We start from the raw sequence: 24,109 nt of genomic DNA, 5'->3' as shown, positions 1-24,109 counted from the left end.
CATAAGCCTAGCGGCTGCTGCGATCAGTCAGGTGCTCGGCCACCAGCTCCAGCACGTGGGCCACGCGCAGCTCCATCCCGCGCCGGCGCGCGGCGGTGGCGATGTGCATCAGGCAGCCCGGGTTGTCGGAAGCCACGACCGTGCATCCGGTCTTGGCGATGGCGTCGAGCTTCCAGCGTGCCAGGCGGCTGGCGACGCCGGGCCATTCGAGGCTGAACGTCCCGCCGAAACCGCAGCAGTTCGCGATGTCCGGGAGGTCGACGACCTCGTACCCCGCGAGCTCGAGCAGGCGGCGCGGCTCGCTCTTCATGCCGAGCTGTCGCAGGGTCTGGCAGGAGTCGTGGTAGGCGACCTTCAGGCTCATCTGATCCGACTGCACAAGGCCCGGATCCCGGGTCAGCAGCTCAAGCGCGAACCGAGTCGAGTCGCGGAAACGTGAGCGCAGGTCGTCGGGGACCACTGCGCCCCAGTCGGGGGCGTCGATGGTGAAGGCGCCGAAGCAGGAGGCGGACGGTGTCACGACCAGGCCCTTGGAATCTCCAAGACTCCGAGCCAGGGCTGAGTTCAGCGCGGCTCCGCCCTTGAAGTCGCCGGCGTTGGCGGCGATGAGGCCGCAGCACCACTGGTCCTTGGGAAAGCCAACGTTGAAGCCTGCCGCACTCGCGATACGATCGAGGGCGACGGCCGCCTCGGGCATCATCCGGTCGACCATGCAGGAGGCGAAGATGGTCAGTGGTTCGCCGTCGACGTCGCTGGGGGTCACGCGGTCGCGGTAAGGCACCCGCGCGAGCCGTGGCGTGCCCGGTATGAGCCGGCTGAAGGGAGCGCCGGCGCGCAGCAGCCGGTCGGCCAGCTCGGGTCGCGTCCAGACGCCGAGCAGCGCCTGCTTGCGCAGCGACTTCCGGCCCACACGCCGGTGCTCGAGGATCTGTCGAGGCAGGGGGATGTCGACAGGGCAGATTTCCTGACACGCGTTGCATTGGGTGCAGAGGGTGTTCGGAAGGTCGGCGGTGTCGAGTCCGTGGTGGAACGGACTGAGCACGAGCCCGATCGGACCGTTGTAGATGTGCCCGAACTGATGACCGCTGACGGCCATGAACGGCGGGCACGCATTGGAGCACGCGCCACAGCGAATGCAGGTCAAAGCATCGCGGAACACCGGATCGTCGCGCATCTTCTCGCGGCCGTTGTCGAGGATCACGCAGTGCATCTCACGTGGTCCGTGGACGCCGATCGTCAATGACTGCTCGATGTCGGCTGACCGCGACGGCCCGGTGATCCAGTTGACATAGCTGGTCATCAGCTGGCCGGTTCCGCTGCGAGGCAGCATGCGCAGCATCGCCACCGCGTCGTCCAGGCTCGCGACCACCTTGTCGATCCCGAAGAGCGCGATGTGCACCGGCGGCAGCGTGGTCGTGAGGTCGGCGTTGCCCTCGTTGGTGACGAGCACGATCGTGCCCGTCTCCGCGATCGCCATGTTCGCGCCGCTGATGCCGACCGTGGCCTCGATGAACTTCTGGCGCAGCGACTCGCGCGCATGGTGCTGGATGGCTTCGACCGTGGGCTCGGTGCCGAAGACCGAGGCCGCGTCCTCTTTGGTGAGGTGAATGGCGGGCGCGATGAGATGTGAGGGGCGCGTGTGCGTCAGCTGCACCATCCTCTCCCCGAGGTCGGTCTCGACGACCTCCATGCCGAGCGCTTCCAGGTGCGGATTGAGCTCGATCTCTTCGCTGGCCATCGATTTCACCTTGGTCACGACCATCCGCGAGCGCCCGCCCGGCTGTCCCGTCCGGCTGGCGGCGTGCCCACAGATCTGGGCGATGATGTCGCGGGCCTCGGCGGCGTCCTTGGCGAAGTGGACCTTGCCGCCGACGGCTTCGAGGCGCTCCTTGAACTGCGCCACCAGCTCAGGCAGGCGATCGAGGTTGGCGGCGCGTCGTTGTTTGAGGTCGGCGCGGCCCTGGGCGAAGTCGAAGCTTTCGAAGGCCTTGTCGCGCCGGGCGCGCAGCCCGGTCGTCGCGTGGACGAGGGCTCGCTGCAGTTCGGGGTCGTTGAGGGCTTGGTTGACGCGGCGCGCGAAGTGGCGCCGGCTTTCAGTCAAACGCGCCTCGCCGCTGGCCGTCAGGCACGCGCCCTAGGCAAGGTGCGCCCTGGCCTCTTGCAATGCGGCGACAACCGCGGCCGGGGTGGACACCGGCGCCAAGCATATGGTGCCCACGCACACCACGGCGCGCTCGTCTCCATGGGGGTCGATCACGGTGTACGGATGGGCGAGGACCGCGGCCCGGGCCAGCTCCTCGTTGCGCGTCGTCACCTTGACCGCATGCCGCGTGCGGTCGAGCGCCCGAGCAAAGGCCGCTGCCATGAGCCCGTACTGCCGGGGGAGCGCCGCGACCGACTCGAGCGCGCGGCGGGCACGCGCCGCGTAGGGCGCCGCGGGGTCGCCGCTCAAAACGTCCAGCTCGACCAGCGCCATCGCCGCCACCGAGTTCTCGGCCAGCGGCTTGATCCGCTCGCCGAGGCGGCCGAGCTGGTCGCCGCCCGCGTGGTCGAAATACCCCCCGAGCTCGGCGTCGCCGTATCGCTCTTCGAGATGCGCGGCCAGTTCCAGCGCAGCCGGCAGCCAGCGGTCGCCGAGACCGGATTGATAGGCGCGGATGGCGGCCCAGAGCGCCCAGACCTGGTCGCCCAGCTGGCCGCCGATCCCCTCGGCGTGCGCCATGCCCTCGCCCTCGCGATGGGCGTCGCGGAACAGCCGCTCGAGCAGCCTGGTCGCGTGCTCGCGCAACGCAGGGCGTTGGCGTCGCAATGCGGCGTCGAGGTAGGCGATGCCGAGGGCGGCGTTCCAGGACGCGTAGACGCGCCGGTCGATGAACGGCCCCGGCCGCTGCGCGCGCTCCTCCGCGTTCATGGAGTAGTAGTGCTCGTCCGCGTCCTGGCTGCCGCCGTACAGTCCTGTCTTCTCGTCCCGGAGGACCCGATCCAGGTAGCCCGTCGTGGTGTCGAGCACGGCGTCCATGCCGCCGAGCGCGACCCCGCCGACAAGACCGGCGTGATCCTCGAGCATCTTCTCGAAATGGGGCACGCTCCAGTCCTGTGTCGTCGAGTAGCGAAAGAAGCCACCTTCGACGTGGTCGTACGTGCCACCGCCGGCCATCTGCTCCAGCGTGTGGACGGCCATCTGGCGCAGCTCGGGCCTGGAGCGCAGCAGCGCCTGCTCCAGCAGGAGCAGGATGGCGTCGGTCTGCGGAAACTTGGGTGCGTTGCCGAAACCGCCGTACTCCGGGTCGTACGCGCTGGTCACCGCACCCAGGATCGAATCGACGATGCCGTCGTCGAGCTCCCCCGCGCTGCGGGCCATCGCGGAGCCGGCGCGCTTGCGCGCTTCGAGGACGCGGCTGGCGATCTCGGCCTGGCTGGTCCGGTAATAGCCCGCGACCCGCGTCAGGGCGTCCGCCATCTGGTCCGGCGGGAGGTAGGTCGCGCCCGTGAGGATGTCGCCCGACGCGGTCAGAAAAGCCGTCGACGGCCAGCCGCCCATGTTGTAGCGCTGGTTGATGTCGGGGCGGACGTCGTTGTCGACACGGATGGGCAGGTATTCGCGGTTGATCAGGTCGATGATCCCCGGATGCGAGTAGGTGGTCTCGTCCATGACGTGACACCAGTGGCACCACACCGCGGAGATGGAGAGCAGGATCGGGCGCCCGCTCTGCTTCGCCTCGTCAAAGGCGGCCTCCGACCACGGGTGCCAGTTGATCTCGGCGGCGCGGTTGGGGCGCGGTGAGAAGTGGAACTCGCTGGCGGGTTCGCCCATACGACAAGGTTAGGGTGAAACAATGAGGGCTGTGATCTCGACCAGCGCGGTCGACGCGTACATCGAAAAGAACTCGCGGCGCTTCGTCGAGGAGTTGAAGGAGCTCTGCGCCTTTCCAAGCATCTCCAACCACGGTCAGGACGCGGTCAGGCCGGCTCGCGATTGGCTGGCGGAGCGCCTGGCTCGTTTCACGGATCGCGTGGAGACGCTGGAAGCGGGCGGGATGCCGGCTCTGTACGCGGAGGTGCCCGGCGCGGGCAGACGGAGGCTGCTCCTGTACCAGCATTACGACGTCCAGCCGGTGGACCCGATCGACCTGTGGGACTCGCCGCCGTTCGAGCCGGTCGAGAAGGACGGCCGCATCGTCGCGCGTGGAGTCGCCGACGACAAAGCCGACGTGATGGCGCGCATCCACGCGCTCGAGACCCTCAAGGGACTGGGCGGCGTTCCGGTCACGCTGCGCTTTCTGGTCGAAGGCGAAGAGGAGATTGGATCCAAGACGTTCGAGAAGATCGCCCACGAGCATTCGGCCAAGCTCGGCGCGGACGGCTGCCTCTGGGAGTCGGGCACTTCCTTCGACGACGCGGGCAGACCGACGCTCCAGTTCGGCTGCCGCGGCCTCCTGTACGTGCAGCTGCGCGTCAGGATGCTCGACTTCGACCAGCACTCCGGCTTCGCGTCCATCTATCCGTCGGCGGCGATGTACCTGATCGGTGCGCTCGCCAGTCTGCGCGACCAGGACATGAACGTCCGGCTCGACGGCTTCTACGACAAGGTCGTCAAGCCGACCGAGGCCGACCGCAGGATGATGGCGACGATCGATCCGGAGGTGGACAGGCGGAAGCAGCTGGTCGGCTTCAAACGCCTGGTCCGCGATCCCGGCTCCAGCGAGGTGATCGAGCAGATGCTGTTCACGCCGACGTGCAACATCGCCGGCGTGACCACCGGTTACCAGGGCCCCGGCTCCAAGACCGTGCTCCCGGCCGAAGCCACGGCCAAGCTCGACTTCCGGCTGATACCCGACCAGGACCCGGCCGATGTCGTCACGCAGCTTCGCCAGCACCTCGATTCGCATGGTTTCGAGCAGGTCGAGATCGTCTGGTTCGACGCCGAGAAGCCCGCGCGCTCCGACCCGGGCTCGGCCGTCGCGCGAAGTGTCATCGAATCCGTTCGAGAGCTGTACGGCGAGCCGATCCTGTGGCCGTTCATGCCCGCGACCGGGCCGATGCACCCGGTGGTGTCGGACCTCGGCATCCCGACCGTGCTGCCGGTCGGCGTCGGCCGGCCTGACAACCGGATCCATGCCCCCAACGAGAACATTCACGCCGCCGACTACATCAACACGGTGCGGTTGATGTGCCGCGTCTGGGACAGATTCGGCGCCGCTTAGACATGCAGAAGCTCACCGACAAGCTCTTCACCGTCAAGTACAACGAGGACACCGGCCGTCCCCACATCGAGATCATCGACCAGCAGGTCTGCGGCACGAAATGCGAAGGCAAGTACTGCACCCACTTCTGCCCGGCCGGCGTCTACGAGTGGAACCAGGAGCAGCAGAAGACGCTGGTGAGCTTTGGCAACTGCATCGAATGCGGCGCCTGCTCGATCGGTTGCCCGTTTGACAACATCGCCTGCCGCTCCCCGCGGGGCGGCTACGGCGCCCAGTTCAAGCACGGCTAGGGTTCTCGGAATACGTCCTGCTCCTAGCGCTATTCAAGGTGATGCAGTGATTGACTACGACGTCGTCATCGTGGGAGGCGGCCCGGCCGGGCTGGCGGCCGCGCTCTACACGGCTCGGATGAACCTGAAGACGGTGCTGGTCGACCGCGGGCCGCTAGGCGGTCAGCTATTGAACACCGAGCTGATTGAGGACTACCCGGGCTTTGAATCCATCCTCGGCTCAGAGCTCGCCACCAAGATGGGCGACCACGCCCGCAGGTTCGACGTCGAGGTCCGCGATTTCGAGCCGGTCAAAGAGGTCGACGTCGAGGGATCGACGAAGGTGATCCGGCTGGAGTCCGGCGCGGAGCTTCGCACCCGAGCCCTCATCCTGGCCGCGGGCGGATTGCCGCGGTACCTGAAGGTGCCTGGCGAGAAGGAGTTCTGGGGCCGGGGCGTCAGCTACTGCGCGGTCTGCGACGGGGCGTTCTTCAAGGGCCAGGAGCTGGCCGTGGTGGGTGGCGGCGACGCCGCCGTCGAGGAGGGGGACTTCCTCACCCGGTACGCGTCGAAGGTCCACATCCTCCACCGGCGCAGCGAGCTGCGCGCGCAGCCGATCCTGGTCGAGCGCGCCCGCGCCAACCCGAAGATCGAGTTCATCTTCGACGCCGCCGTCAAGGAGATCGCCGGCGACGACAAGGTGCGCACCGTTCACTACGAGCAGCACGGGCATTGCAAGGAGCTGCCGGTCGGCGGGGTGTTCGTCTTCATCGGCTTCGTGCCCAACTCGGGGCTGCTCAAGGTGCACGTCGATCACGACGAGGCGGGCTACATCCTGACCGGTCGCGACATGCAGACCTCCGTCGAGGGCATCTGGGCGGTCGGCGATGTGCGCGCGCAGCTGACCAAGCAGATCGCGACCGCCGTCGGTGACGGCACCACGGCCGCGGTCGCCGCATCCATGTACGTGACCGCGCTGAAGGACGGCGCGCGGACCTGACCGCAGCCGTTTAGTGCACCGACCCAGAAACACCTTGCGGGTTGCAGCGCCCCTGCGGGGCGGTGCAATTTCGGCTGCGCCGAAACTCATCCCCCACAGCGGCCCATCTGCGTCGTTGTCGGCTCCGCTCCTCGCTCACGCACGGCAGGTGCACTCGCTCCGGTGCTCGCCGACGCCTAGCATCTGGACCACTCTGGTGGCGATCCCACAACGCATTTCCGGGACAGTGCACTAGCCGGTGACGTCGATCCAGACGAGGCCGGGCGGGAGGCTGACCGGCTGGCCGCCGGCGAGGGTGAAGGTCAGCGGTCCGTGGCTGTCGATCGAGCTCCACGATCCCGCGTACCGCATCCCCTTGTAGTCGATCTCGACGCGGCCGCCCGTGTCGAGGTTGAAGTCGTGGATGTGAGCCCCGTGACCGTCGCCCACGTCCAATAGCTGCTCCTGAGTGTGCAGGACGATCAGCATCTCGATGCGCAGGGGCTGCCTCAGGCTGGCGTCCGCGTAAGGGTGGCTCAGCTCGGACTTTTGATAGGTGCCCGTGAGCGGGTCGTACCGGTACACCGAGTAGTGCTCGTCGACGTTGATCGTGGCGGCGGGGGCGCCGCCGCTGAGGACGGGGCGGGCCTTGGGGAGGGTGTAGGCCGGGAGGCCGGAGAAATAGTTCTGCTCGGCGCCATTGACGGCCGGTCCTTTGATCATCAGGTTGTCGGGGGCGTAGCGCGCCGACGTGCGGAACTGGTACCCGACGGTGTCGAAGAACTGCGGCACCGGGTCGGCTTGCGCCCGAGCGCGGGTCGCCTGCGACTCCCCTGATTGGAACAGCAGGCCTTTGTAGTGACGGGCGATCTTCAGCGAGATGAAGCGGCTCGAGCGCATCGGGCCGATCAGATCCGGGGCGTTCTCGAAGATCGCGGTGAGGCGGGTGATGCCGCCCTCGGCCAGGTACTCGAACACGACGTCGGCCGCCTGCAGCCCGTTCTGATCCCACGCGAACTCGTCGTTGGGGATCTGGATGAGGGCGGGGTATTTCAATGGCGTCGTGGGCTCGCGATCGTGGTAGTAGAGACCCGTCTTCAGGGTGAACGTCCCGGTTACCAGGTGACGGGTCTGGTCCCGGCCGCCCGGTCCCATCTGGACCACCAGGGGGCCCGACGGCATGCCTGCCAGCGACAGGGTCGCGCTCCGGTCGCCGGCGGCCCACGTCAGCTCCGCCTGCTGGTTGTCGACCGTCACCCTGATCGTCACCGGCTCCATCGCATCGTTGAAGGTGAGCGTCAAGGTCGACCCGGGGTCGATCTCCGAACCGTCCGCGAGCGGGGGCCCGCCGTTCACGCTCACGGAGGTGAGGCGGGGCACGATGTTCGTGGAGAAGGTCCACTCGGCCGCCTTCACCCGATGGTGGCCGACGTCGACCATCGCCTTCAGGTCGACCCTGTAGGTGGTCAGCTCGGCGAGCGGCTTGGTCGGAGACCACGAGTACTGCGTCTGGCCGGAGACCGCCGTGAGGGTGCCGTCTGTCGCCGGCGTGATCGAAAGCGCCGCCTCCAGGACGGGCAGCGCGACCGGGCGGCTGAACGTGAACAGCAGCGGGCCGTGGATCGGAAGGTCCTTCTGCCCGTTCTTGAAGTTGGTCGTGACCGTGGTCGGCAACGTGTTCGTGTAGGCGAGGTATGCGCCCGTGCCCGTGAACAGGAGGGCGAAGGCCGCGCCGGCCGCGATCCAACCGCGGTGCCCTATCCGACCACGATGCCTGGCTCGACGGCGTGATACGGCCAGGGGAGACGTGGGCTCGACCGGTGGTGGCGACGTGGAGGGCGACAACGGGCCGCCGGGATTATCCCAGAAGTGCGCTCCCGGGTCAGGACCCCAGCCGGCGCAGGAGGGCGAAGGTGTACAGGCCGGTGGCGTGCCCGCTTTCGAATACGATCTGGAGCGCGTACTGACCGACGAGAGTCACGTCCTTGACTCGGAGCTCCTCGGGAGCCAGGCTTTTAACCCTGGCCAGGCGCCCTGGGCCGCCGCCTTCGCCGCGACATTCGGCGCAGGGGCACGCCCACCTGAGCTGTTCGCCGGAGAAGGAGCTGCGGTGGCCGTCCTCCCACGAGACGTCCATGACCTGGCGCTCGCGGTCGACATCGACGCTGAGCGGAAACGGATCTGGGTCTTGCAGCTGTCTTGCCTAGTGGACGTTGATGACCGGCAGCTGGCGGTACGACTGGATGGACGTGCGCGCGGCGACCTGGGATGCGATGGCGACGAATGCCTTCGCACCGGGGGAATCAGGACGCGAGATGACGATCGGGGTCCCCGTGTCCGCGTCCTCGCGGATGCCCTCCTCCAGCGGGATGGCACCGAGAAACGGAACCCCGAGGCGCCTGGCGGCCGACTCGGCCCCGCCGTGGCTGAAGATCTCGTGGCGGTGACCGCAGCTCGGGCAGGTGTACCAGCTCATGTTCTCGATCAGCCCGAGCGGGGTCACATTGAGCTTCCGGAACATCTGGAGCGCCTTGATGGCGATGTCTGTGGCGACGTCCTGCGGCGTGCAGACGATGGCGACGCCCGTCAGCGGGACCGCCTGCGCCAGAGTCAATGAAGCATCGCCGGTGCCGGGGGGAAGGTCGATGACCAGGTAGTCGAGGCGACCCCAGTCGACCTGCACCATCATGGCCTCGATCGCCTTGCCGACCATCGGGCCGCGATAGATGGTGGGCTGCTCGCCGGGGTAGATGTGGCCGAAGGACATCAGCTTCAGGCCGTGGGCCTCGATGGGCTTGAGGCGGCCGTTGACCTGCTCCGGCACGCTCTTGGAGCCGGTCATCGCCGGGATCGAAGGCCCGTAGATGTCAGCGTCGAGCAGCCCGACCTCGGCTCCGGCCAGGCGCAGAGCCGCCGCCAGGTTGACGGCCACGGTCGACTTGCCGACGCCGCCCTTGCCCGAAGCGACCGCGATGGTCTGCTTGACCCCGGGCAGCACCTCGGACGGCTTGGGTCGCATGAAGGCCTGGCGGACGTTCGCCGTCATCCGGATCTCGACTCCGGTGACGCCGGGAATCTCGCCCACGAGGTCCTGGGCCTGGGTCTTGAAGCGGTCGCGCACCGGGCACGCGGGCGTGGTGAGCTCGAAGGTGAAGCTGACCTTGCCCTGCGGGCTGACCTCCAGCTCCTTGATCATGCCGAGGCTGACCACGTCTCGGCCGAGGTCGGGATCCTGGATGTGCCCGAGGACAGAGAGAACCTGCTGGGAGGATGGGACTGCCATCGCCAAGGCATGTTACCGAGAGCCGCAAGCCGACCTCGCCTTCGGCGCCTGGCTCCGCGCCTGCTAATTTCAACGCTCATGAAGCAGGTCACCGCCCAGAGCCCAAGCTCCCAGCTCGTCGCCTACTTCGCCGGGCCCGCCTCCGACGTCTACTTCCAGCGCGCCCGCGACACCCTCGCCGCCGCCGGCGTCGACGCGGTGGTGACGGTGGATTTCTTCTCCAGCCGGGCCGGCGTGCTGTGTGGCGCGGCCGAGGCGGCAAGTCTGCTCGGCGCTGTGCTGCGGGACGGTGACGAGGCGTGGGCGCTGGCCGAGGGCGAATCGATGGACGCGCGCGAAACCGTGCTGCGCGTGCGCGCCCCGTACTCGCGCTTCGGCGTCTTCGAGACCGCTCTCCTCGGGATGCTCTCGAGCTGCTCGGGATGGGCGACCGCGGCGCGCGAGGTCGTCGTGGCGGCGGAGGGCAAGCGGGTGATCTCTTACGGAGCGCGTCACGTGCATCCGCTGATCGGACCGGTGATGGAGTATGCGGCGGTGGTCGGCGGCTGCGCCGGCTGCGCCACTCCGCTCGGCGCCGGGATGGCGGGCCTCAAGGCGCCGTCCGGGACCATGCCCCACGCGATGATCCTCCTCTTCGGCGACACGGTGAAGGCGGCGAGAGCGTTCGATGCCCACATGCCGGACGACGTGCTGCGCATCGTCCTGGTCGACACGTTCAAGGACGAGGCCGAAGAGTCTCTGCGGGTGGCGGCGGCGCTGGGAGAGCGGCTGAAAGGCGTGCGGCTGGACACGCCGAAAGAGCGCGGCCAGGTCACCGTCGAGCTCGTGCACGAAGTCCGAGCACGCCTCGACCAGGCCGGCTACGAGCATGTCGGCATCTACGTCTCGGGAGGACTTGATGCCGAACGCATCCGCCAGTTCGAGGCGGCCAGGTCGCCCGTCGACTCCTACGGCGTCGGCATGGCGATCAGCTCCGCCCCGCCGATCGCGTTCACCGCCGACATCAAGGAGATCGAAGGCAAGCCGGTCTCCAAGCGCGGCCGCATACCTGGCGCGGCGTCCAACCCGCGGCTGGGCCGCGTGCGGTAAGCATCACGGCCACCGCAGGGGCCGGACGTGACGCGCTGCAGGCGCACCAGGCCGCCTGTCGCGATTGCCGCGTGTGCGTCGACGCCGGGATCATCCCCGAGGCGAGTCCGACATTCCAGGGCGAGTGGGGCGCGCCGTTCCTCTTGATCGGGCAGGCGCCCGGCCCGGTGGAGAAAGAGTCGCGGCGACCGTTCTCCGGTCGCGCCGGCAAGGAGCTCGACCGGTGGATGGTGCGAGCCGGTTTCGAAACCCCTGAGGAGTTCAGGCGTCTGACCTACATCACCGCGCTCATGCGCTGCTTTCCCGGGCGCAACCGCGCGGGCACCGGCGATCTCAGGCCCCCGCCGGCCGCCGTCGCCAACTGCGCGCACTGGCTCGAGTCCGAGCTGCGCATGCTGAGGCCCAAGGTCCTGATCCTCGTCGGCCAGATGGCGATCGTGCGATTTCTCGGCCCCGGCCGGTTGGAAGATCGGGTCGGGCAGCGTTTCGGCGACCGCCCGGTGATGGTTCCCCTGCCCCACCCGTCGGGTCAGAGCCGGTGGCTGAACGAGGCCGCGAATCGGGCCCGGTTGACGTCCGCACTCTCGCTGCTGCGCGAGCTCCATTCGAGTCTTGCGCTGCCGCGCGCGAGCGGGTGAGCTAGGCACTCGATGGAGGGAGGGGAATAGGTTGCCATCGTTTTTTGCGCACCGAGATGGCGAGCGCGCGGTGATCGCCGGCGGCGACGCCCGCCACCTCGCGCGCTCTCTGCGCGCCCGAATCGGGGAGGAGATCGAAGTCGTCGATCCCGCCGGCCTGCTGCTGACCGTACGCCTCGACATCGTCTCGTCCGAGCGTGTCGAAGGGGTGGTCGTCTCCGAGCGCGCGCACCAGCCTGAGCCCGCGGCCCGGATCACGATCGCCATCGCCAACCTGCCCGCGCCTGCACTCGAGCTCGTCCTGTCGCGATGCACCGAGGCCGGCGCCTTCGCCTTCCACGTGATCCAGGCCGACCGCAGCGTGGCTCGCGGCGCCAAGCCCGAGCGCTGGTCGACCATCTGCCGCGAGGCGGCGATGCTCGCCGGCCGGCTGCGAGTCCCCGCCGTGGCCGGTCCGTCCTCGCTCGAGGCGGTGCTGAAGGCACACGCCCACCCGGTGATGCTGGTCCGTGGAGCGCCGCGGCGACTGGCCGACCTCAGGACGCCTCAGGATCTGGCCCTCCTGGTCGGCCCGGAGGGCGGCTGGTCCGATCGCGAGCTGGCGCTGGTCGGGGTCAAGGCCGGACTCGGGCCGCGAAACCTGCGGGCGGATACCGCCTCGCTGTTCGCGCTGGCGACCGCCCTCTCCGCCCGCGAGTAGACCACCGCTTCGACTGTCGCTTCGGACTGAGATAAGATGAGGCACGGGATGGTGCAGCGGACGCCTGCGGCCGACCTACAGGCGCGGAGCGCGCTCGCGCAGTCCAGCTGCCCGGTCTCGCTCGACCTGGCGGTGTTCACGCTGGCCGGCCGCGAGCTCAGTGTCCTGCTCCGCGAGCGGATGGAGTCGCCATATCCGGGGTTCTGGGCGCTGCCGGGCGGTCTGCACTGCCCCGGCACAGCGCTGGACGCCCAGGCGCGCAAGCTCCACCAGGCGATCACCGGGCTCGACAGCGGATGGATCGAGCAGCTGAAGACGTTCCACCGCCCGCAGCAGACCGATGCCTCGGGCCAGGTGGTCGTGCCCGGCCGCGACCCTCGCGGTGACGTGCTGGCCGTCGCCTACATCGCGATCGTGCCGACCGCCCTGGCGGAGGCCTGCGCCGGGCGCCAGGACGAGGGCGAGCAGGAGTGGCACCCCGTGCGGAGGCTTCCGGTCCAGATGGCTTTCGATCACCGCGAGATCGTCGACTACGCCGTCCGCCGCCTCCGCAGCAAGGTCGGTTACTCCTCGGTTGGCTTCCAGCTGCTGCCGTCCGAATTCACCATCTCGGAGCTGCAGCACGTCTACGAGGCGGTGCTCGGCCTGTCGATCAATCGGGGCAACTTCTGGCGCAAGGTGGTCGACCGCAGCGTGATCGAGCCCACCGGCAAGGAGCGCAACGTCCGCGGCAAGCGCGCATACCTGTTTCGCTTCACCCAGCAGGCTTTCGGCCTGCGCGAGGAGCCTGATGGTTTCATCGAAGCCTGACCGCGGGGCGCGGCGGATCGCTGACCTGGACGAGGCGGTCGGCATCGCGCTGGATGAGGACCTCGGGGAGCGCGGAGTGGATGTCACCACCGAATCGGTGATCGATCCCGAGCTCCAGGGCGAGGCGGTGGTCGTGGCTCGCAAGCCCGGCGTGCTGAGCGGCGTCGAGGCGGCGGCGCGAGTGTTCGAGCTGATGCGCCCGCCGTGCGACTATCACGCGCTTGCGGCCGAGGGCGCCCGCATCGAGCCGGGTGAGGCGGTGGCGCGCGTCACGGGGCCCCTGGCTTCGGTTCTGACCGCCGAGCGAACCGCGTTGAACTTCCTCCAGCGGCTGTCGGGGATTGCCACGCTCACCCGCCGCTACGCCGACGCGCTGTCCGCCTATCCGAAGGTCGCGCTGCTCGACACGCGCAAGACCACGCCGGGGCTGCGATTGCTCGAGCGCGCCGCCGTGCGCGCGGGCGGCGGCCGCAACCACCGCGACGGACTCTGGGACGCGATCCTCATCAAGGACAACCACATCGCCGCCGCGGGCGGCGTGACCGCGGCGATCCGGCGGGCGCGCGCGGGGCACCCATCCATGCCGATCGAAGTTGAGGTCGAAACCCTCGATCAGCTGGAGGAGGCGCTCGCGGCCGGGGCCGAGATCGTGCTGCTGGACAACATGGGGCCGGAGCTCATGCGCCGAGCGGTCGAGCTCACCGCGGGCCGCGCGCGCCTGGAAGCGTCCGGCGGGATGACGCTGGAAGGGGCGGTGGCCGCCGCCAGGGCGGGGGTCGACCGGATCTCGGTCGGCGCGTTGACCCATTCGGCGCCGGCGCTCGACCTGAGCCTGGAGGTGACGAAGACGTGGCGGTAGAGCAGTGGCGCACCCCGCCGGGGGAGCCCGGAACCGAGATATCGCTCGAAGCGGACGCCGCCGCTTACGGACGGCGCCGCCTCCCGCGCGACGTCGAGGCCATGGCCGCGGAGATCCGCGAGCTCGCGCGCATGCGCAACGCCGTCATCCTCGCCCACAACTACCAGGTCCCCGAGGTCCAGGACGTCGCCGATTACGTGGGCGACTCGCTCGGCCTCTCCCGCCAGGCGGCCGCGACCAGCGCCGAGGTCATCGTGTTCTGCGGCGTCCATTTCATGGCCGAGACGGCCGCGATCCTCAGCCCCCAGAAGCGCGTCCTCATCCCCGACCTCGAAGCCGGCTGCTCGCTGGCGGCGACCATCAACGCCGCCCAGCTCTCGGCGTGGAAGGCCGAGCACCCCGGCGCCGTCGTCGTCTCCTACGTCAACACCACCGCCGAGGTGAAGGCGCTCAGCGACTACTGCTGCACGTCCGGCAACGCGGAGCGCGTGATCCGCGCCATCCCGGAGGACCGGGAGATCCTGTTCCTGCCCGACATGTTCCTCGGGACCTACCTGGAGAAGGTGACCGGGCGGACCATGCACGTCTGGCCGGGTGAGTGCCACGTCCACGCCGGTATCCGGCCGCAGGACATTGACGGCGCTCGTCAGGAGCATGGCGACGCGGATCTGCTCGTGCATCCCGAGTGCGGCTGCGCGAGTCAGTGCATGTATTTCAAGGCCAACGGCGACATCGACGCCGAGCGCACGCACATCCTCAGCACCGAGGGCATGGTCGTGCACGCGCGGCAGCACCCGTCGCGCAGCTTTGTCGTGGCGACCGAGCTCGGCATCATGCACCGCCTGTCGAAAGAGGCGCCGCAGGCGCGCTTTTTTGCCGCGAGCGAGCGTGCCATCTGCCGCTTCATGAAAAAGATCACGCTCGAAAAGCTCCTGACCGCGCTGCGGGACGACGTGTTCGAGGTGACGGTGCCGGACGACGTGGCCGGCAATGCCCGCCTGGCGATCCAGCGCATGGTCGAGCTGTGACTCGGATCCTGGCCGACATCCTGGTCGTCGGCGATGGGCTCGCCGGCTCCGCCGCCGCGCTCGAAGCCGCCCGCGCCGGCGCGTCGGTGACGCTGGTCTCCGCCGCGCACGGTTCCTCGTATCGGGCGCAGGGCGGGATCGCCGCCGCCGTGCTGCCCGAGGACTCGCCTCGCCTGCACGCGCTGGACACGCTCGCGGCCGGGGGTGCGCTGTGCGACCCGGACGCGGTGGCGATGCTCACCACCGCCGGCCCCGAGACCGTGAGGTGGCTGGAATCGCTGGGCGTGCGCTTCGACGGCGGCGCGGCGCGCGAAGCGGCCCATTCGCTGCCCCGCGTCCTGCATCTCGGCGGCGACCAGAGCGGCAGCACGCTGATGGCCTTCGTGCGCTCCGCGATCGAGCGCGAGCCGGGCATCTCGCGACTTCGCGGCCGCCTCCGCTCCCTGCTCGGAGATGGGACCGTCGGTGGAGCGGTTTTCGCCGGCGGGCTGACGGTGGCGGCGGGCGCCACGGTCCTGGCCACCGGGGGTTACGCCGGGCTCTACGGACGGACCACCAACAGCAGGATCATCAACGGCAAGGGGATCCTGGAGGCGGCCCGTGCGGGCGCACGCATCGCCGACCTCGAGTTCGTGCAGTTCCACCCCACGGTGTTCGACGGCGCCGGGCGCGCGCCGGGCGCCGTCTGCGAACCCTTCCTCATCACCGAGGCGCTCCGGGGCGCCGGTGCGCACCTGGTCGACGAGCACCGTGAGCGCTTCGTCAACGAGCTGCTGCCCCGCGACCAGGTGGCGCGGGCGCTGGCGGAGCATCGGGGCGGCACGTACATCTCGGCCGTGCACCTGGACCCTGGGCTGCTCCGGCGCAGCTTCCCCAACTTCATGCGCAACTGCCGGCGGGTGGGCATCGATCCTCTGCGCCAGGCGGTGCCGATCAGCCCGGCGGCCCACTACACGATGGGCGGGATCGTGACCGACCTGGACGGCCGTACGTCGATCGACGGGCTTTACGCCGCCGGCGAGTGTGCTCGCACGGGTGTGCACGGCGCCAACCGCCTCGCCAGCAATTCACTGCTCGAGGCGGCGACTTTCGGACGCCGCGCCGCGACCGCGGCGGTGGGCGCTCCCCGTGTCGAGGCCGAGCCGGCCGAGCGGACGCGCATGTGGCGCCGCGGCGATCTGACCGTGGCGGAGGTGGGCGGCGTCCTCGATGCGGCGGCGGGTGTGCTCAGGACGGGCGCGAGGCTCGAAGACGCGCTGGCCGGGCTGCGGTCGGGCGCTGTGTCCGAAGTCGCCGCCGATGCGGCGGAGATGGCTTCGATGGTCTGCGCCGCGGCGCTGGCGCGGCCGGCCAGCCTGGGCGCGCACCAGAGGCAGGACGAACCCGCGCGGCTCGCGGTTTAGCGTTTCAGCGCGCGGTAGGTCGTGATCTCACCCATGATGGCGATCACCGAAGCCACGGCGAAGCTCACCAGGCCGATCGCCAGTGTCGCGGCTCCGAGCACCGCCGACCGGTCAGCGATGCCCACGCCACTCACGCAGACCCCGATCGCCAGCACCAAGGTGGCGTACACACGGAAGCCTCCGCTCGACGCGGCGAAGCCCGGCGCCAGCTCGCCCAACGGGCGCGAGGTCACCCGATGGATGACGAAATTTGCGGCGCCGCCCACGTTGAGCAGCAGCACGACCCCGACCAGGCACAGCAGGAGGCCGGTGGCGAGCGCCACTAGGATTTGAGCGTGTCCACGGTCAACCAGGCGCGGGTGCGCAACTTCTGCATCATCGCTCACATCGATCACGGCAAGTCCACGCTCGCCGACCGGCTCCTCGAGTACACCGGGTCGATCAGCCAGCGCGACATGCAGGCCCAGGTCCTCGACACGATGGACCTGGAGCGCGAGCGCGGGATCACCATCAAGCTGCAGGCGGTCCGCATGACCTATCCCGCGGGGGACGGTCAGACCTACGAGCTGAACCTCATCGATACCCCCGGACACGTTGACTTCGCGTACGAGGTGTCGCGTTCGCTGGCCGCCTGCGAGGGCGCGATCCTGGTGGTCGACGCCGCGCAGGGCATCGAAGCCCAGACGCTGGCCAACCTGTACCAGGCGGTCGAGGCGGGCCTGACGCTGGTGCCGGTGGTCAACAAGATCGACCTCGACGCGGCGCAGCCGGAAATGGTGGCCGAGGAGATCTCCGACGTCACCGGCATCCCGCGCGACCAGGTCATCTTCGCGTCGGCCAAGCAGGGCATCGGTACGAGAGAGATCCTGGAGGCCGTGATCGCCAAGGTGCCGCCACCACGCGGCGATCAGTCGGCGCCCCTGCGCGCGCTCATCTTCGATTCGCACTACGACGTGTACCGCGGCGTGATCACGTACGTGCGGGTGGTCGACGGCGAGATCATCCCCGGCACCAAGATCCGGATGATGAACACCGGCAAGGTCCACGAGGTGGACGAGGTGGGCTGGTTTGCGCCCCGGCCCCGCGCCGCCGACAAGCTGACCGCCGGCGAGGTCGGCTATGTGACCGCCGCCATCAAGAACGTCGTCGACGCCCGCGTCGGCGACACGATCACCGCCTCGGAAGGCGGCGCGAAGACGCCGCTGCCCGGCTACCGGCGGGTCAAGCCGATGGTGTTCGCCGGTCTCTTTCCCACCGACTCCGACCAGTTCTCAGACCTCAAGGAAGCGCTCGAGAAGCTGCAGCTCAACGACGCGGCGCTCTCGTACGAGCCGGAGAACTCAGCGGCGCTCGGGTTCGGCTTTCGCTGCGGCTTTCTCGGGCTGCTGCACCTCGAGATCGTGCAGGAGAGGCTCGAGCGCGAGTTCCTGCTCGACCTGATCACAACGGCGCCGACCGTGGAGTACGAGGTGAAGCTCAAGCGCGGCGAGCTGATCGTGGTCGACAACCCGGCGCTGCTGCCGGACCCGACCACGGTCGAATCCATCGCCGAGCCGTTCGTCAAGCTGTCGATCATCGTGCCGTCGACGTACGTCGGGCCGATGATGGAGCTCTGCCAGGAACGCCGCGGAGCGTTCAAGCAGCTCGAGCACCGGCCGGGCGACCGGGTCGTGCTCGAATACGAGATTCCGCTCGGCGAGATCATCCACGACTTCTACGACCAGTTGAAGTCGCGCTCCAAGGGCTATGCCTCGATGGACTACGAGATGCTCGGATTTCGCGAGGGCGACCTGGTCAAGCTGGACGTGCTCGTGGCGGGCGATGCGGTGGACGCGCTCTCACTGATCGCGCACCGCAGCAAGGCGCAGACGCAGGGCCGCAAGCTCGTGGAGAAACTGAAGTCGATCATCCCTCGCCAGCTCTACGAGGTGCCGCTACAGGCGGCCATCGGGGGCAAGGTGATCGCGCGCGAGACGATCTCGGCGATGCGCAAGGACGTCCTGGCGAAATGCTATGGCGGCGACGTGACCCGCAAGCGCAAGCTGTTGGAGAAGCAGAAGGAAGGCAAGCGGCGGATGAAACGGGTGGGTTCGATCGAGATCCCGCAAGAGGCCTTCATGGCGGTGCTCAAGCTTGACTAGGACGATCGGTGCGCTGGCCCTGGTCGCGGCGCTGGCGCTGGGCGCGAGCGCCTGCGCGCGAGGGTCCTCCAGCGGCGGCGAAGCACAGCTGATGGATCTGTACGCCGCCGGCCCGGCGGTCGCCGACGTGAGGTCGCTGCTGGGGGACAGCAGCTGGTGGCCGGGCCCGCCGTCTTTTGGCGTGCGGCCGCTGGACTCCGTCGCGATGCCCTTCCAGGAACGATTCCACGTCATCCATCGGTTCGTCCACCTCGGTACGGCGGAGACCTTTGACGTCGAGTTCACGCTGTGGGACTCGACCTCGGCCGCGACCACGCAGATGAGCAACGTGAAGGCGGCTTTCGGCACCTCCGCGTCCGGCCCCAAGGTGGGGGACCAGGTCCTCTACTACGGCTCTCAGACCCAGGGAGCGGCGCCCTTCGTGACGGCGACGTTCGTCCGCGTCGGGCAGGTCGTGACCACGATCAGCCTGGGCTTGAAGGACGCGTTCCCGAAGGTCGCCCGGCTGGGCAAGATCGCGACCAAGGTGGTCTCCCGCCTCAAGGACGCGCTCTCGCGCAAGGTCCGTGTCAGCCCGCTGCCCTGGAGCGACCAGGCGCTGCTGCCGCCCGCCGGTCCCGACCTGACGCTGCTGGGCGCGGTCAGGCTCCCGATCGAAGCCGTGGTCGTGATGTTCGGCTACGCGGCGCCCGAAAGCCTGGCGAACTCGTTCCACGGCGGCGGCGTCGACACCATCGTCTTCGGTGATTACGCGCTCGACAACGACACGCACATGGAGGTCCGCGCCGGCGTGTTCACATTCCTCACCAGGCAGGACGCGAGCGATTGGCTCGACGCGCTGCGGGGCAGCACCGCCCTGGACGTCGACGGCATCGCCACGTTCTATGACGGCGGAAGCGGGCAGTACTTCAGCCTGTTCAAAGCGGGCAAGCAGGGCGCGATGCTCGTCTGCAGGTCGACGTCTGACGTGGAGGCGGCCTCCCGCGCCTGCGAGTCGCCACTGACCCGGGTCGCCCCGGCGTGGGAGCTGAAGCTGGGCGGCTAGACGCCAGGCTCCGGCGGCGGCGTGCCGCGCGGCCTCAGCCGCCCCGCGTCTCCTGAAACCAGTGCCACTGCCTGGTCAGCCCTTCGCGCAGCGAGACGCGCGGCTCCCAGCCCAGGCGCTGCCGGGCAAGGTTGATCGAGGCGCCGGTATGGCGCGGGTCGCCGGGAGCGGCCGGCAGGTTCTGCCGCCGGACCTTGAGGCGGCTGATGTCTTCAAGCGTGGCCAGCACGCGGTTGATGGTGACCCGGCTGCCGCCGCCGAGGTTGAACACCTGGCCGACGACGTCCGCGGTCGCCGCCCTCACCGTCCCTTCGACGGCGTCCGACACGTATGTGAACTCCCGCGTCTGCTCGCCGTCGCCGAACACCTCGATCGCCTCGCGGTCGGCGAGGGCCCGCATGAAGCGGGAAAAGGCCATGTCCGGCCGCTGGCGGGGCCCGTAGACGGTGAAGTACCGCACGGACACGGCCGGGACGCCGAAGTTCCTGGTGTACAGGAGCGTCAGGTGCTCGGCGGCGAGCTTGGTCACGCCGTATGGGGAAACGGGCCGCGGGACGGCGGATTCTCTGGTCGGGAACCTCTGGGCGTCGCCATACACGGACGAGCTGCCGGCGAAGACCAGGCGGTCGATGGGATGGTCTTTGAGGAATTCGAGCAGCCGCTGCGTGGCGAGGATGTTGTCGCGGACGTACCGGTCGAACTGGCCGCCCCAGCTCGGGCGCACGCCGGGCTGCCCGGCGAGGTGGTAAACGACACGGGCTCCCTTCAGGATCCGGCTGAGGTCACCCCCGTCGACCAGGTCGAGCTCTTCGAAGGTGAAGTTGGGGTGGGCGCGGACCGCTTCGAGGTTCCGCTCCTTGCCGGCGCGCTCGTAGTAGTCGGCGAAGCTGTCGACGCCGACGACCTGGTGGCCGTCAGCCAGCAGGCGCTCGGACAGATGGGAGCCGATGAAGCCGGCGGCCCCGGTGACGACCACTCGTGCTGGCCCGGTGGGCACTTCGAACAAGAGTGTGGCTCGGCCGCGCCCATTTGCAATGGGCCCCTATCCTGGAATCCAATGAGGCGATTCGAGGCCTGGCTGGCCGCATCGGACATCGGCGTCGCCGTCAGGGAGTTCCCGGCAGGCACGCGCACGGCGGTCGACGCCGCGACGGCGGTCGGCTGCGAAGTCGGGCAGATCGTGAAGTCACTGGTCTTCGTCGCCGCCGGCAGGCCGGTGGTCGCCCTGGTCAGCGGCGCCAACCGGCTGGACGAGCGCCGGCTCGCGGCGGTTGCCGGCGAGCCGGTGGCCAAGGCCGCTCCGGAGGCCGCGCGCTCGGCGACGGGTTATGCGATCGGCGGAGTGCCGCCCTTTGGGCACGCCACCGACGTGCCGGTGTTCATGGATCGCGACCTGCTCGGCCACCGGGTTGTCTGGGCGGCGGCGGGCCGGCCCGACTCGGTGTTCGAGATCGCGCCGGAGCGCCTGCGTGAGCTGAGCCAGGCGGTGGTCGCGGATCTGAAGGCTAAAGAGGTGGCCACCTGAGCGGCATTCTCATTTTCTGCCGCGACTGCGGCAAGCAGGTCCCCAGCTCCGAAGCCCGCGACGGGTGGTGCGTGGAGTGCTCTGTCCGCAGGTCGGTGGCGGATCTTCGCGACGAGCATGCGCGCCTGTGGCGCAAGCGCGAGCGGTACCGCAGCCAGCAGGCCAATGTGGCGCAGATCGGCCGCCAGATCGCGCGGGTCGAAGACCGCATGGCACAGCGCATCAAAGAGCTCGTCGCCAACGAGGGGCAGGCCGCGGACCTCCTGCGCCGGGAGCTCGAGACCGCGCGGGGCCAGCGCTACACGATCAAGGGCGTGTGAGCGGTGGCTGCCGAGCTCGCTCCTCCTCCGGGCATGCCGGGTGGTGGACTCCCTTTCCGGCACCTCTACGTGCACATCCCGTTCTGCAAGCACAAGTGCGGATACTGCGACTTCAACGCCTACGCGGGCATGGACCGGCTCATGCCGGACTACGTCGAGGCGCTCGAGCGTGAGCTGAGCGCCGCTCGCGAACGGCATCCGTTCGAGCGGCTGCAAACGGTGTACCTGGGCGGCGGCACCCCGAGCCTGCTGCCGCCGGACCTGGCCGCCCGACTCCTAGGGTTCATTCACCGCACCTTCGACGTCGCGACGGATGCGGAGGTGACGCTCGAAGCCAACCCGGCGAGCACCGACGAACCGAAGCTCGCCGCCTGGCTCGCCGGCGGCGTCAACCGGCTCAGCCTCGGCGTCCAGGGCTTCGACGGGCGCGCGCTGGCCGTGCTGGAGCGAAGGACGGACGCGGCGCAGGCGACCCACGCCTTCCGGCTGGCGCGATCGATGGGCGTCGCCGACATCAGCATCGACCTCATCTTCGCGGTGCCGTTTCAGAGCCTGGAGGGATGGCTGGAAACGCTGCGGCGGGGCCTCGACCTGGGACCGGACCACGTCTCGACCTACTGCCTGACCTTTGAAGAGGGCACGCTGCTCTGGCGGCGACGGGCGGAAGGCCGAGTTCCCGCCGTCGACCCGGACCTGCAGTGGGACCAGCTCGACGCCGCGTGCGTGGAGCTGGAGCGGGCGGGGTTCCGGCGTTACGAGGTATCCAACTGGGCGCGAGCCGGGTTCGAGTCGCGCCACAACCACGCCTACTGGCGGTGCCGGCCGGTCTATGGCGCGGGCGCGGGCGCCCACTCCTACGCCACCGACGGCACGACCGCATGGCGATGGTGGAACGTTGCCCGGCCTCGCGACTACATCGCGGCGAGCCCGGAACCCAGGGCGGATGGGGAGGAGCTGCCGGCCCGCAAGGCGGCGGCCGAATCGCTCATGCTCGGCCTGCGCGCGGCGGAGGGGATGGCGCCGCCGGCAGGCTTCGAGCCGGAGCTCGCCCAGCTCTTGGCGGCGGGCCTGATCGACCGGATCGACGGCCGGGTGGTTCCGACCCGCCGCGGCCTCGACCTGCACAACCAGATCGCCCTCGCGGTACTGTAATTAGCACTCTGGTATCGAGAGTGCTGAAAAGCCATGGAAAATAGGAAGCGAGCCATTCTCCGAGCGGTGGTGCACGAGTTCACGACGAGCGCCGTGCCCGTCGGCTCGCAGGCGCTCCAGAGCCGGTATTTCGTCAACCTGTCGCCGGCCACGATCCGCAGCGAGCTGGCCGAGCTGGCGGACCTCGGCTACCTGACCCAGCCCCACACCTCCGCGGGCCGCGTACCGACCGATTCCGGCTACCGCTACTTCGTCGACTTCCTGATGGACCTCGAGCAGGTCCCGGGCGATGTCTGCTCCTTCATCGATGAAGAGCTGCGCCACGCGCCGGCCGATGTCCAGGGGATGGTCGAGAAGGTGGCGATGACCGTGGCCGCGGTGACGCAGAATGCGTCCGTGGCCAGCGCGCCGCAGGGATCGCAGGCGCGCATCAAGCACCTCGACCTCGTGTCGCTCGAGCCGACGGAGGTGCTCCTGATCCTCCTGCTGGAGGGCAACCTGCTCCGCCAGCAGGTGTTCAACGTCACGCGGGCGGCGACGCAGGCCGAGCTGACCAAGGTGGCGGCCCGTCTCAACAGCACGCTCGGCGGCCGGGGCGGCGACGAGGTCCGGAGCGGCTACGACGGAGCCGTGCTCGGTCTCGAGAAGGAGCTGCTGGGATGCATCGTCGCCGTGCTCGACCAAGATGAGAAGGGCTCGGAGAGCCTTGTCGTCCACGACGGTGTCCGCAACCTGCTGCGCCAGCCGGAGTTCGCGGAGTCCTCGCGGCTGCAGCAGGTGCTCGAGGTGCTGGAGGAGACGCGCTATCTGACCGTGCTCCTCCGCCAGCTCATCGGGCAATCCGACCTGCAGATCGTCATCGGCTCTGAGAATGCCTCCAGCCAGCTGCAGGGCTGCGCCCTGGTGCTGACGACCTACGGCCCGTCCAACCGGCTCAAGGGCGTGCTGGGCGTGATCGGTCCGACTCGCATGGCTTACAGCCAGACAGTGGCTCGGCTGCAGGCGGTGGCGCGCACCGCGAGCGACCGGATGGCCGAGGTCGGAACTTGATCGGGTTTGAGCCGGCGGTGGCTCGCGGTATTTAGATTCCAATGACCACGCCAAAGCATCCCCACGACCCGCACGACACCCAACCGCGCAAGGCCACCGCCGAACCGGGCGAATCCCATGCCCTGTCTGCGATGGAGGCCAAGATCGCCGAGCTGGAGGCGGCCGGCGCCGAGGCCAAAGATCGGCACCTGCGATTGGCCGCGGACTTCGACAACTACAAGAGGCGCTCCCGCCAGGAGCAGCTCGAGACGATCCAGCACGCATCGGCCGACCTGATCAGCCGGCTCCTGCCGGGACTGGACGACCTGCACAACGTGCTCGACCACCAGCCCGAAGGCGTCGACGAGGCCTGGCTCAAGGGCCTCGAGCTCAGCGTGCGCAAGCTCGAGGAGGCGCTCGCGGCGCACGGCCTGGAGCCGATCAAGGCCGTCGGCGCGACGTTCGACCCGAAGTTCCACGAGGCGATTGGGCACGAGGAGTCGGAGGAACACCCCGAGGACACGGTGGTTTCAGAGCTTCGCCGCGGCTACCGCATCCGCGACCGCGTGGTCCGGCCGGCGCTTGTGAAAGTGGCTCGCCCGCCGGCCCTTCCCGCCTCAGACCTCCACTAGCCG

At 69.0% G+C, this 24,109-nt stretch carries 23 protein-coding genes and 1 pseudogene; 16 read left to right on the top strand and 8 right to left on the bottom strand.

Going from position 1 to position 24,109, the window contains the following annotated elements:
- Nucleotides 1-7: 7 nt before the first annotated feature.
- Nucleotides 8-2,101 carry a 4Fe-4S dicluster domain-containing protein gene (locus EPN29_09120; GenBank protein ID TAN32324.1) on the bottom strand — a complete coding sequence of 698 codons (2,094 nt, stop codon included), beginning with the start codon at nucleotides 2,099-2,101 and terminating at the stop codon, nucleotides 8-10.
- 33 nt (nucleotides 2,102-2,134) lie between these two features.
- Nucleotides 2,135-3,814, bottom strand: a complete 1,680-nt coding sequence (locus EPN29_09115; protein TAN32323.1) for a thioredoxin domain-containing protein — start codon at nucleotides 3,812-3,814, stop codon at nucleotides 2,135-2,137.
- Between the two features lie 22 nt (nucleotides 3,815-3,836).
- On the opposite strand from EPN29_09115, the gene EPN29_09110 reads away from it, so the two are divergent.
- From EPN29_09110 to trxB, 3 genes are read left to right on the top strand one after another with little or no spacing between them, the layout of a single operon-like run.
- On the top strand, nucleotides 3,837-5,204 hold the full coding sequence (locus tag EPN29_09110; protein TAN32322.1) for a M20/M25/M40 family metallo-hydrolase: 1,368 nt from the start codon (nucleotides 3,837-3,839) through the stop codon (nucleotides 5,202-5,204).
- A 2-nt stretch (nucleotides 5,205-5,206) separates the two neighbouring features.
- Nucleotides 5,207-5,494: a 4Fe-4S dicluster domain-containing protein gene (locus EPN29_09105; protein TAN32321.1), complete on the top strand. Its 288-nt coding sequence runs from the start codon at nucleotides 5,207-5,209 to the stop codon at nucleotides 5,492-5,494.
- 46 nt (nucleotides 5,495-5,540) lie between these two features.
- Nucleotides 5,541-6,473 carry a thioredoxin-disulfide reductase gene (gene trxB / locus EPN29_09100; protein TAN32320.1) on the top strand — a complete coding sequence of 311 codons (933 nt, stop codon included), beginning with the start codon at nucleotides 5,541-5,543 and terminating at the stop codon, nucleotides 6,471-6,473.
- 231 nt (nucleotides 6,474-6,704) lie between these two features.
- Here trxB and EPN29_09095 read toward each other — a convergent pair whose 3' ends face one another.
- The 3 genes from EPN29_09095 to EPN29_09085 all read right to left on the bottom strand — a co-directional run bounded on the left by EPN29_09095 (nucleotide 6,705) and on the right by EPN29_09085 (nucleotide 9,735).
- On the bottom strand, nucleotides 6,705-8,297 hold the full coding sequence (locus tag EPN29_09095; GenBank protein TAN32319.1) for a DUF3048 domain-containing protein: 1,593 nt from the start codon (nucleotides 8,295-8,297) through the stop codon (nucleotides 6,705-6,707).
- Between the two features lie 37 nt (nucleotides 8,298-8,334).
- Nucleotides 8,335-8,589, bottom strand: a complete 255-nt coding sequence (locus tag EPN29_09090; protein TAN32318.1) for a DUF971 domain-containing protein — start codon at nucleotides 8,587-8,589, stop codon at nucleotides 8,335-8,337.
- A 66-nt stretch (nucleotides 8,590-8,655) separates the two neighbouring features.
- Nucleotides 8,656-9,735: an iron-sulfur cluster carrier protein ApbC gene (locus EPN29_09085; GenBank protein ID TAN32317.1), complete on the bottom strand. Its 1,080-nt coding sequence runs from the start codon at nucleotides 9,733-9,735 to the stop codon at nucleotides 8,656-8,658.
- A gap of 78 nt (nucleotides 9,736-9,813) precedes the next feature.
- On the opposite strand from EPN29_09085, the gene EPN29_09080 reads away from it, so the two are divergent.
- From EPN29_09080 to EPN29_09070, 3 genes are read left to right on the top strand one after another with little or no spacing between them, the layout of a single operon-like run.
- Nucleotides 9,814-10,824: a nicotinate phosphoribosyltransferase gene (locus EPN29_09080; protein TAN32316.1), complete on the top strand. Its 1,011-nt coding sequence runs from the start codon at nucleotides 9,814-9,816 to the stop codon at nucleotides 10,822-10,824.
- Nucleotides 10,825-10,826: 2 nt separating this feature from the next.
- Complete coding sequence (locus tag EPN29_09075) at nucleotides 10,827-11,462, top strand: uracil-DNA glycosylase (GenBank protein TAN32315.1); 636 nt, start codon at nucleotides 10,827-10,829, stop codon at nucleotides 11,460-11,462.
- Nucleotides 11,428-12,162: a 16S rRNA (uracil(1498)-N(3))-methyltransferase gene (locus EPN29_09070; protein ID TAN32314.1), complete on the top strand. Its 735-nt coding sequence runs from the start codon at nucleotides 11,428-11,430 to the stop codon at nucleotides 12,160-12,162. The genes EPN29_09075 and EPN29_09070 overlap by 35 nt, the downstream gene beginning before the upstream one ends.
- A 445-nt stretch (nucleotides 12,163-12,607) precedes the next feature.
- On the opposite strand, the pseudogene EPN29_09065 reads toward EPN29_09070, so the two are convergent.
- A pseudogene (locus EPN29_09065) lies at nucleotides 12,608-12,706 on the bottom strand (ABC transporter permease).
- Nucleotides 12,707-12,952: 246 nt separating this feature from the next.
- Between EPN29_09065 and nadC the strand changes: the two are divergent.
- The 3 genes from nadC to EPN29_09050 all read left to right on the top strand — a co-directional run bounded on the left by nadC (nucleotide 12,953) and on the right by EPN29_09050 (nucleotide 16,262).
- Nucleotides 12,953-13,831 (top strand): carboxylating nicotinate-nucleotide diphosphorylase, encoded by an 879-nt coding sequence (gene nadC / locus EPN29_09060; protein ID TAN32313.1) that lies wholly within the window; start codon nucleotides 12,953-12,955, stop codon nucleotides 13,829-13,831.
- 101 nt (nucleotides 13,832-13,932) lie between these two features.
- A complete protein-coding gene (nadA, locus tag EPN29_09055) occupies nucleotides 13,933-14,859 on the top strand; it encodes a quinolinate synthase NadA (GenBank protein TAN32482.1) in 927 nt (308 codons plus the stop codon).
- An 8-nt stretch (nucleotides 14,860-14,867) separates the two neighbouring features.
- Nucleotides 14,868-16,262 (top strand): FAD-binding protein, encoded by a 1,395-nt coding sequence (locus tag EPN29_09050; protein ID TAN32481.1) that lies wholly within the window; start codon nucleotides 14,868-14,870, stop codon nucleotides 16,260-16,262.
- Here EPN29_09050 and EPN29_09045 read toward each other — a convergent pair.
- Nucleotides 16,259-16,585 carry a hypothetical protein gene (locus EPN29_09045; protein TAN32312.1) on the bottom strand — a complete coding sequence of 109 codons (327 nt, stop codon included), beginning with the start codon at nucleotides 16,583-16,585 and terminating at the stop codon, nucleotides 16,259-16,261. The two genes, EPN29_09050 and EPN29_09045, sit on opposite strands and share 4 nt — an antisense overlap.
- A 6-nt stretch (nucleotides 16,586-16,591) precedes the next feature.
- On the opposite strand from EPN29_09045, the gene EPN29_09040 reads away from it, so the two are divergent.
- Both EPN29_09040 and EPN29_09035 read left to right on the top strand, forming a co-directional pair.
- Complete coding sequence (locus EPN29_09040; protein ID TAN32311.1) at nucleotides 16,592-18,403, top strand: elongation factor 4; 1,812 nt, start codon at nucleotides 16,592-16,594, stop codon at nucleotides 18,401-18,403.
- A complete protein-coding gene (locus EPN29_09035; GenBank protein ID TAN32310.1) occupies nucleotides 18,396-19,448 on the top strand; it encodes a hypothetical protein in 1,053 nt (350 codons plus the stop codon). Before EPN29_09040 ends, EPN29_09035 begins: the two co-directional genes overlap by 8 nt.
- A gap of 34 nt (nucleotides 19,449-19,482) precedes the next feature.
- Here EPN29_09035 and EPN29_09030 read toward each other — a convergent pair whose 3' ends face one another.
- On the bottom strand, nucleotides 19,483-20,445 hold the full coding sequence (locus EPN29_09030) for an NAD-dependent epimerase/dehydratase family protein (protein ID TAN32309.1): 963 nt from the start codon (nucleotides 20,443-20,445) through the stop codon (nucleotides 19,483-19,485).
- Between the two features lie 60 nt (nucleotides 20,446-20,505).
- Between EPN29_09030 and EPN29_09025 the strand changes: the two genes are divergently transcribed.
- The 5 genes from EPN29_09025 (at nucleotide 20,506) to grpE (ending at nucleotide 24,106) form a co-directional block, all read left to right on the top strand.
- Complete coding sequence (locus EPN29_09025) at nucleotides 20,506-20,973, top strand: YbaK/EbsC family protein (GenBank protein ID TAN32308.1); 468 nt, start codon at nucleotides 20,506-20,508, stop codon at nucleotides 20,971-20,973.
- 95 nt (nucleotides 20,974-21,068) lie between these two features.
- Entirely contained in the window at nucleotides 21,069-21,293 is a 225-nt protein-coding gene (locus EPN29_09020; GenBank protein ID TAN32307.1) for a hypothetical protein, read from the top strand.
- Between the two features lie 3 nt (nucleotides 21,294-21,296).
- Complete coding sequence (hemW, locus tag EPN29_09015; protein ID TAN32306.1) at nucleotides 21,297-22,445, top strand: radical SAM family heme chaperone HemW; 1,149 nt, start codon at nucleotides 21,297-21,299, stop codon at nucleotides 22,443-22,445.
- Between the two features lie 33 nt (nucleotides 22,446-22,478).
- A complete protein-coding gene (gene hrcA, locus EPN29_09010) occupies nucleotides 22,479-23,495 on the top strand; it encodes a heat-inducible transcription repressor HrcA (GenBank protein ID TAN32305.1) in 1,017 nt (338 codons plus the stop codon).
- Nucleotides 23,496-23,536: 41 nt separating this feature from the next.
- Nucleotides 23,537-24,106, top strand: coding sequence for a nucleotide exchange factor GrpE (grpE, locus tag EPN29_09005; GenBank protein TAN32304.1), 570 nt, complete (start codon nucleotides 23,537-23,539; stop codon nucleotides 24,104-24,106).
- Nucleotides 24,107-24,109: the final 3 nt, after the last annotated feature.

The organism is bacterium (assembly GCA_004299235.1).
Taxonomy (GTDB): Bacteria; Chloroflexota; Dormibacteria; order Dormibacterales; family Dormibacteraceae; genus SCQL01.
This window is presented reverse-complemented; position numbering and strand designations above follow the sequence as displayed.

Coding starts and splice junctions, on each gene's coding strand:
- EPN29_09115 (TAN32323.1), bottom strand. CDS start 3,814: ATGGGCGAACCCGCCAGCGAGTTCCACTTCTCACCGCGCCCCAACCGC.
- EPN29_09110 (TAN32322.1), top strand. CDS start 3,837: ATGAGGGCTGTGATCTCGACCAGCGCGGTCGACGCGTACATCGAAAAG.
- EPN29_09105 (TAN32321.1), top strand. CDS start 5,207: ATGCAGAAGCTCACCGACAAGCTCTTCACCGTCAAGTACAACGAGGAC.
- EPN29_09090 (TAN32318.1), bottom strand. CDS start 8,589: ATGGACGTCTCGTGGGAGGACGGCCACCGCAGCTCCTTCTCCGGCGAA.
- EPN29_09085 (TAN32317.1), bottom strand. CDS start 9,735: ATGGCAGTCCCATCCTCCCAGCAGGTTCTCTCTGTCCTCGGGCACATC.
- EPN29_09080 (TAN32316.1), top strand. CDS start 9,814: ATGAAGCAGGTCACCGCCCAGAGCCCAAGCTCCCAGCTCGTCGCCTAC.
- nadC (TAN32313.1), top strand. CDS start 12,953: ATGGTTTCATCGAAGCCTGACCGCGGGGCGCGGCGGATCGCTGACCTG.
- nadA (TAN32482.1), top strand. CDS start 13,933: ATGGCCGCGGAGATCCGCGAGCTCGCGCGCATGCGCAACGCCGTCATC.
- EPN29_09025 (TAN32308.1), top strand. CDS start 20,506: ATGAGGCGATTCGAGGCCTGGCTGGCCGCATCGGACATCGGCGTCGCC.
- hrcA (TAN32305.1), top strand. CDS start 22,479: ATGGAAAATAGGAAGCGAGCCATTCTCCGAGCGGTGGTGCACGAGTTC.
- grpE (TAN32304.1), top strand. CDS start 23,537: ATGACCACGCCAAAGCATCCCCACGACCCGCACGACACCCAACCGCGC.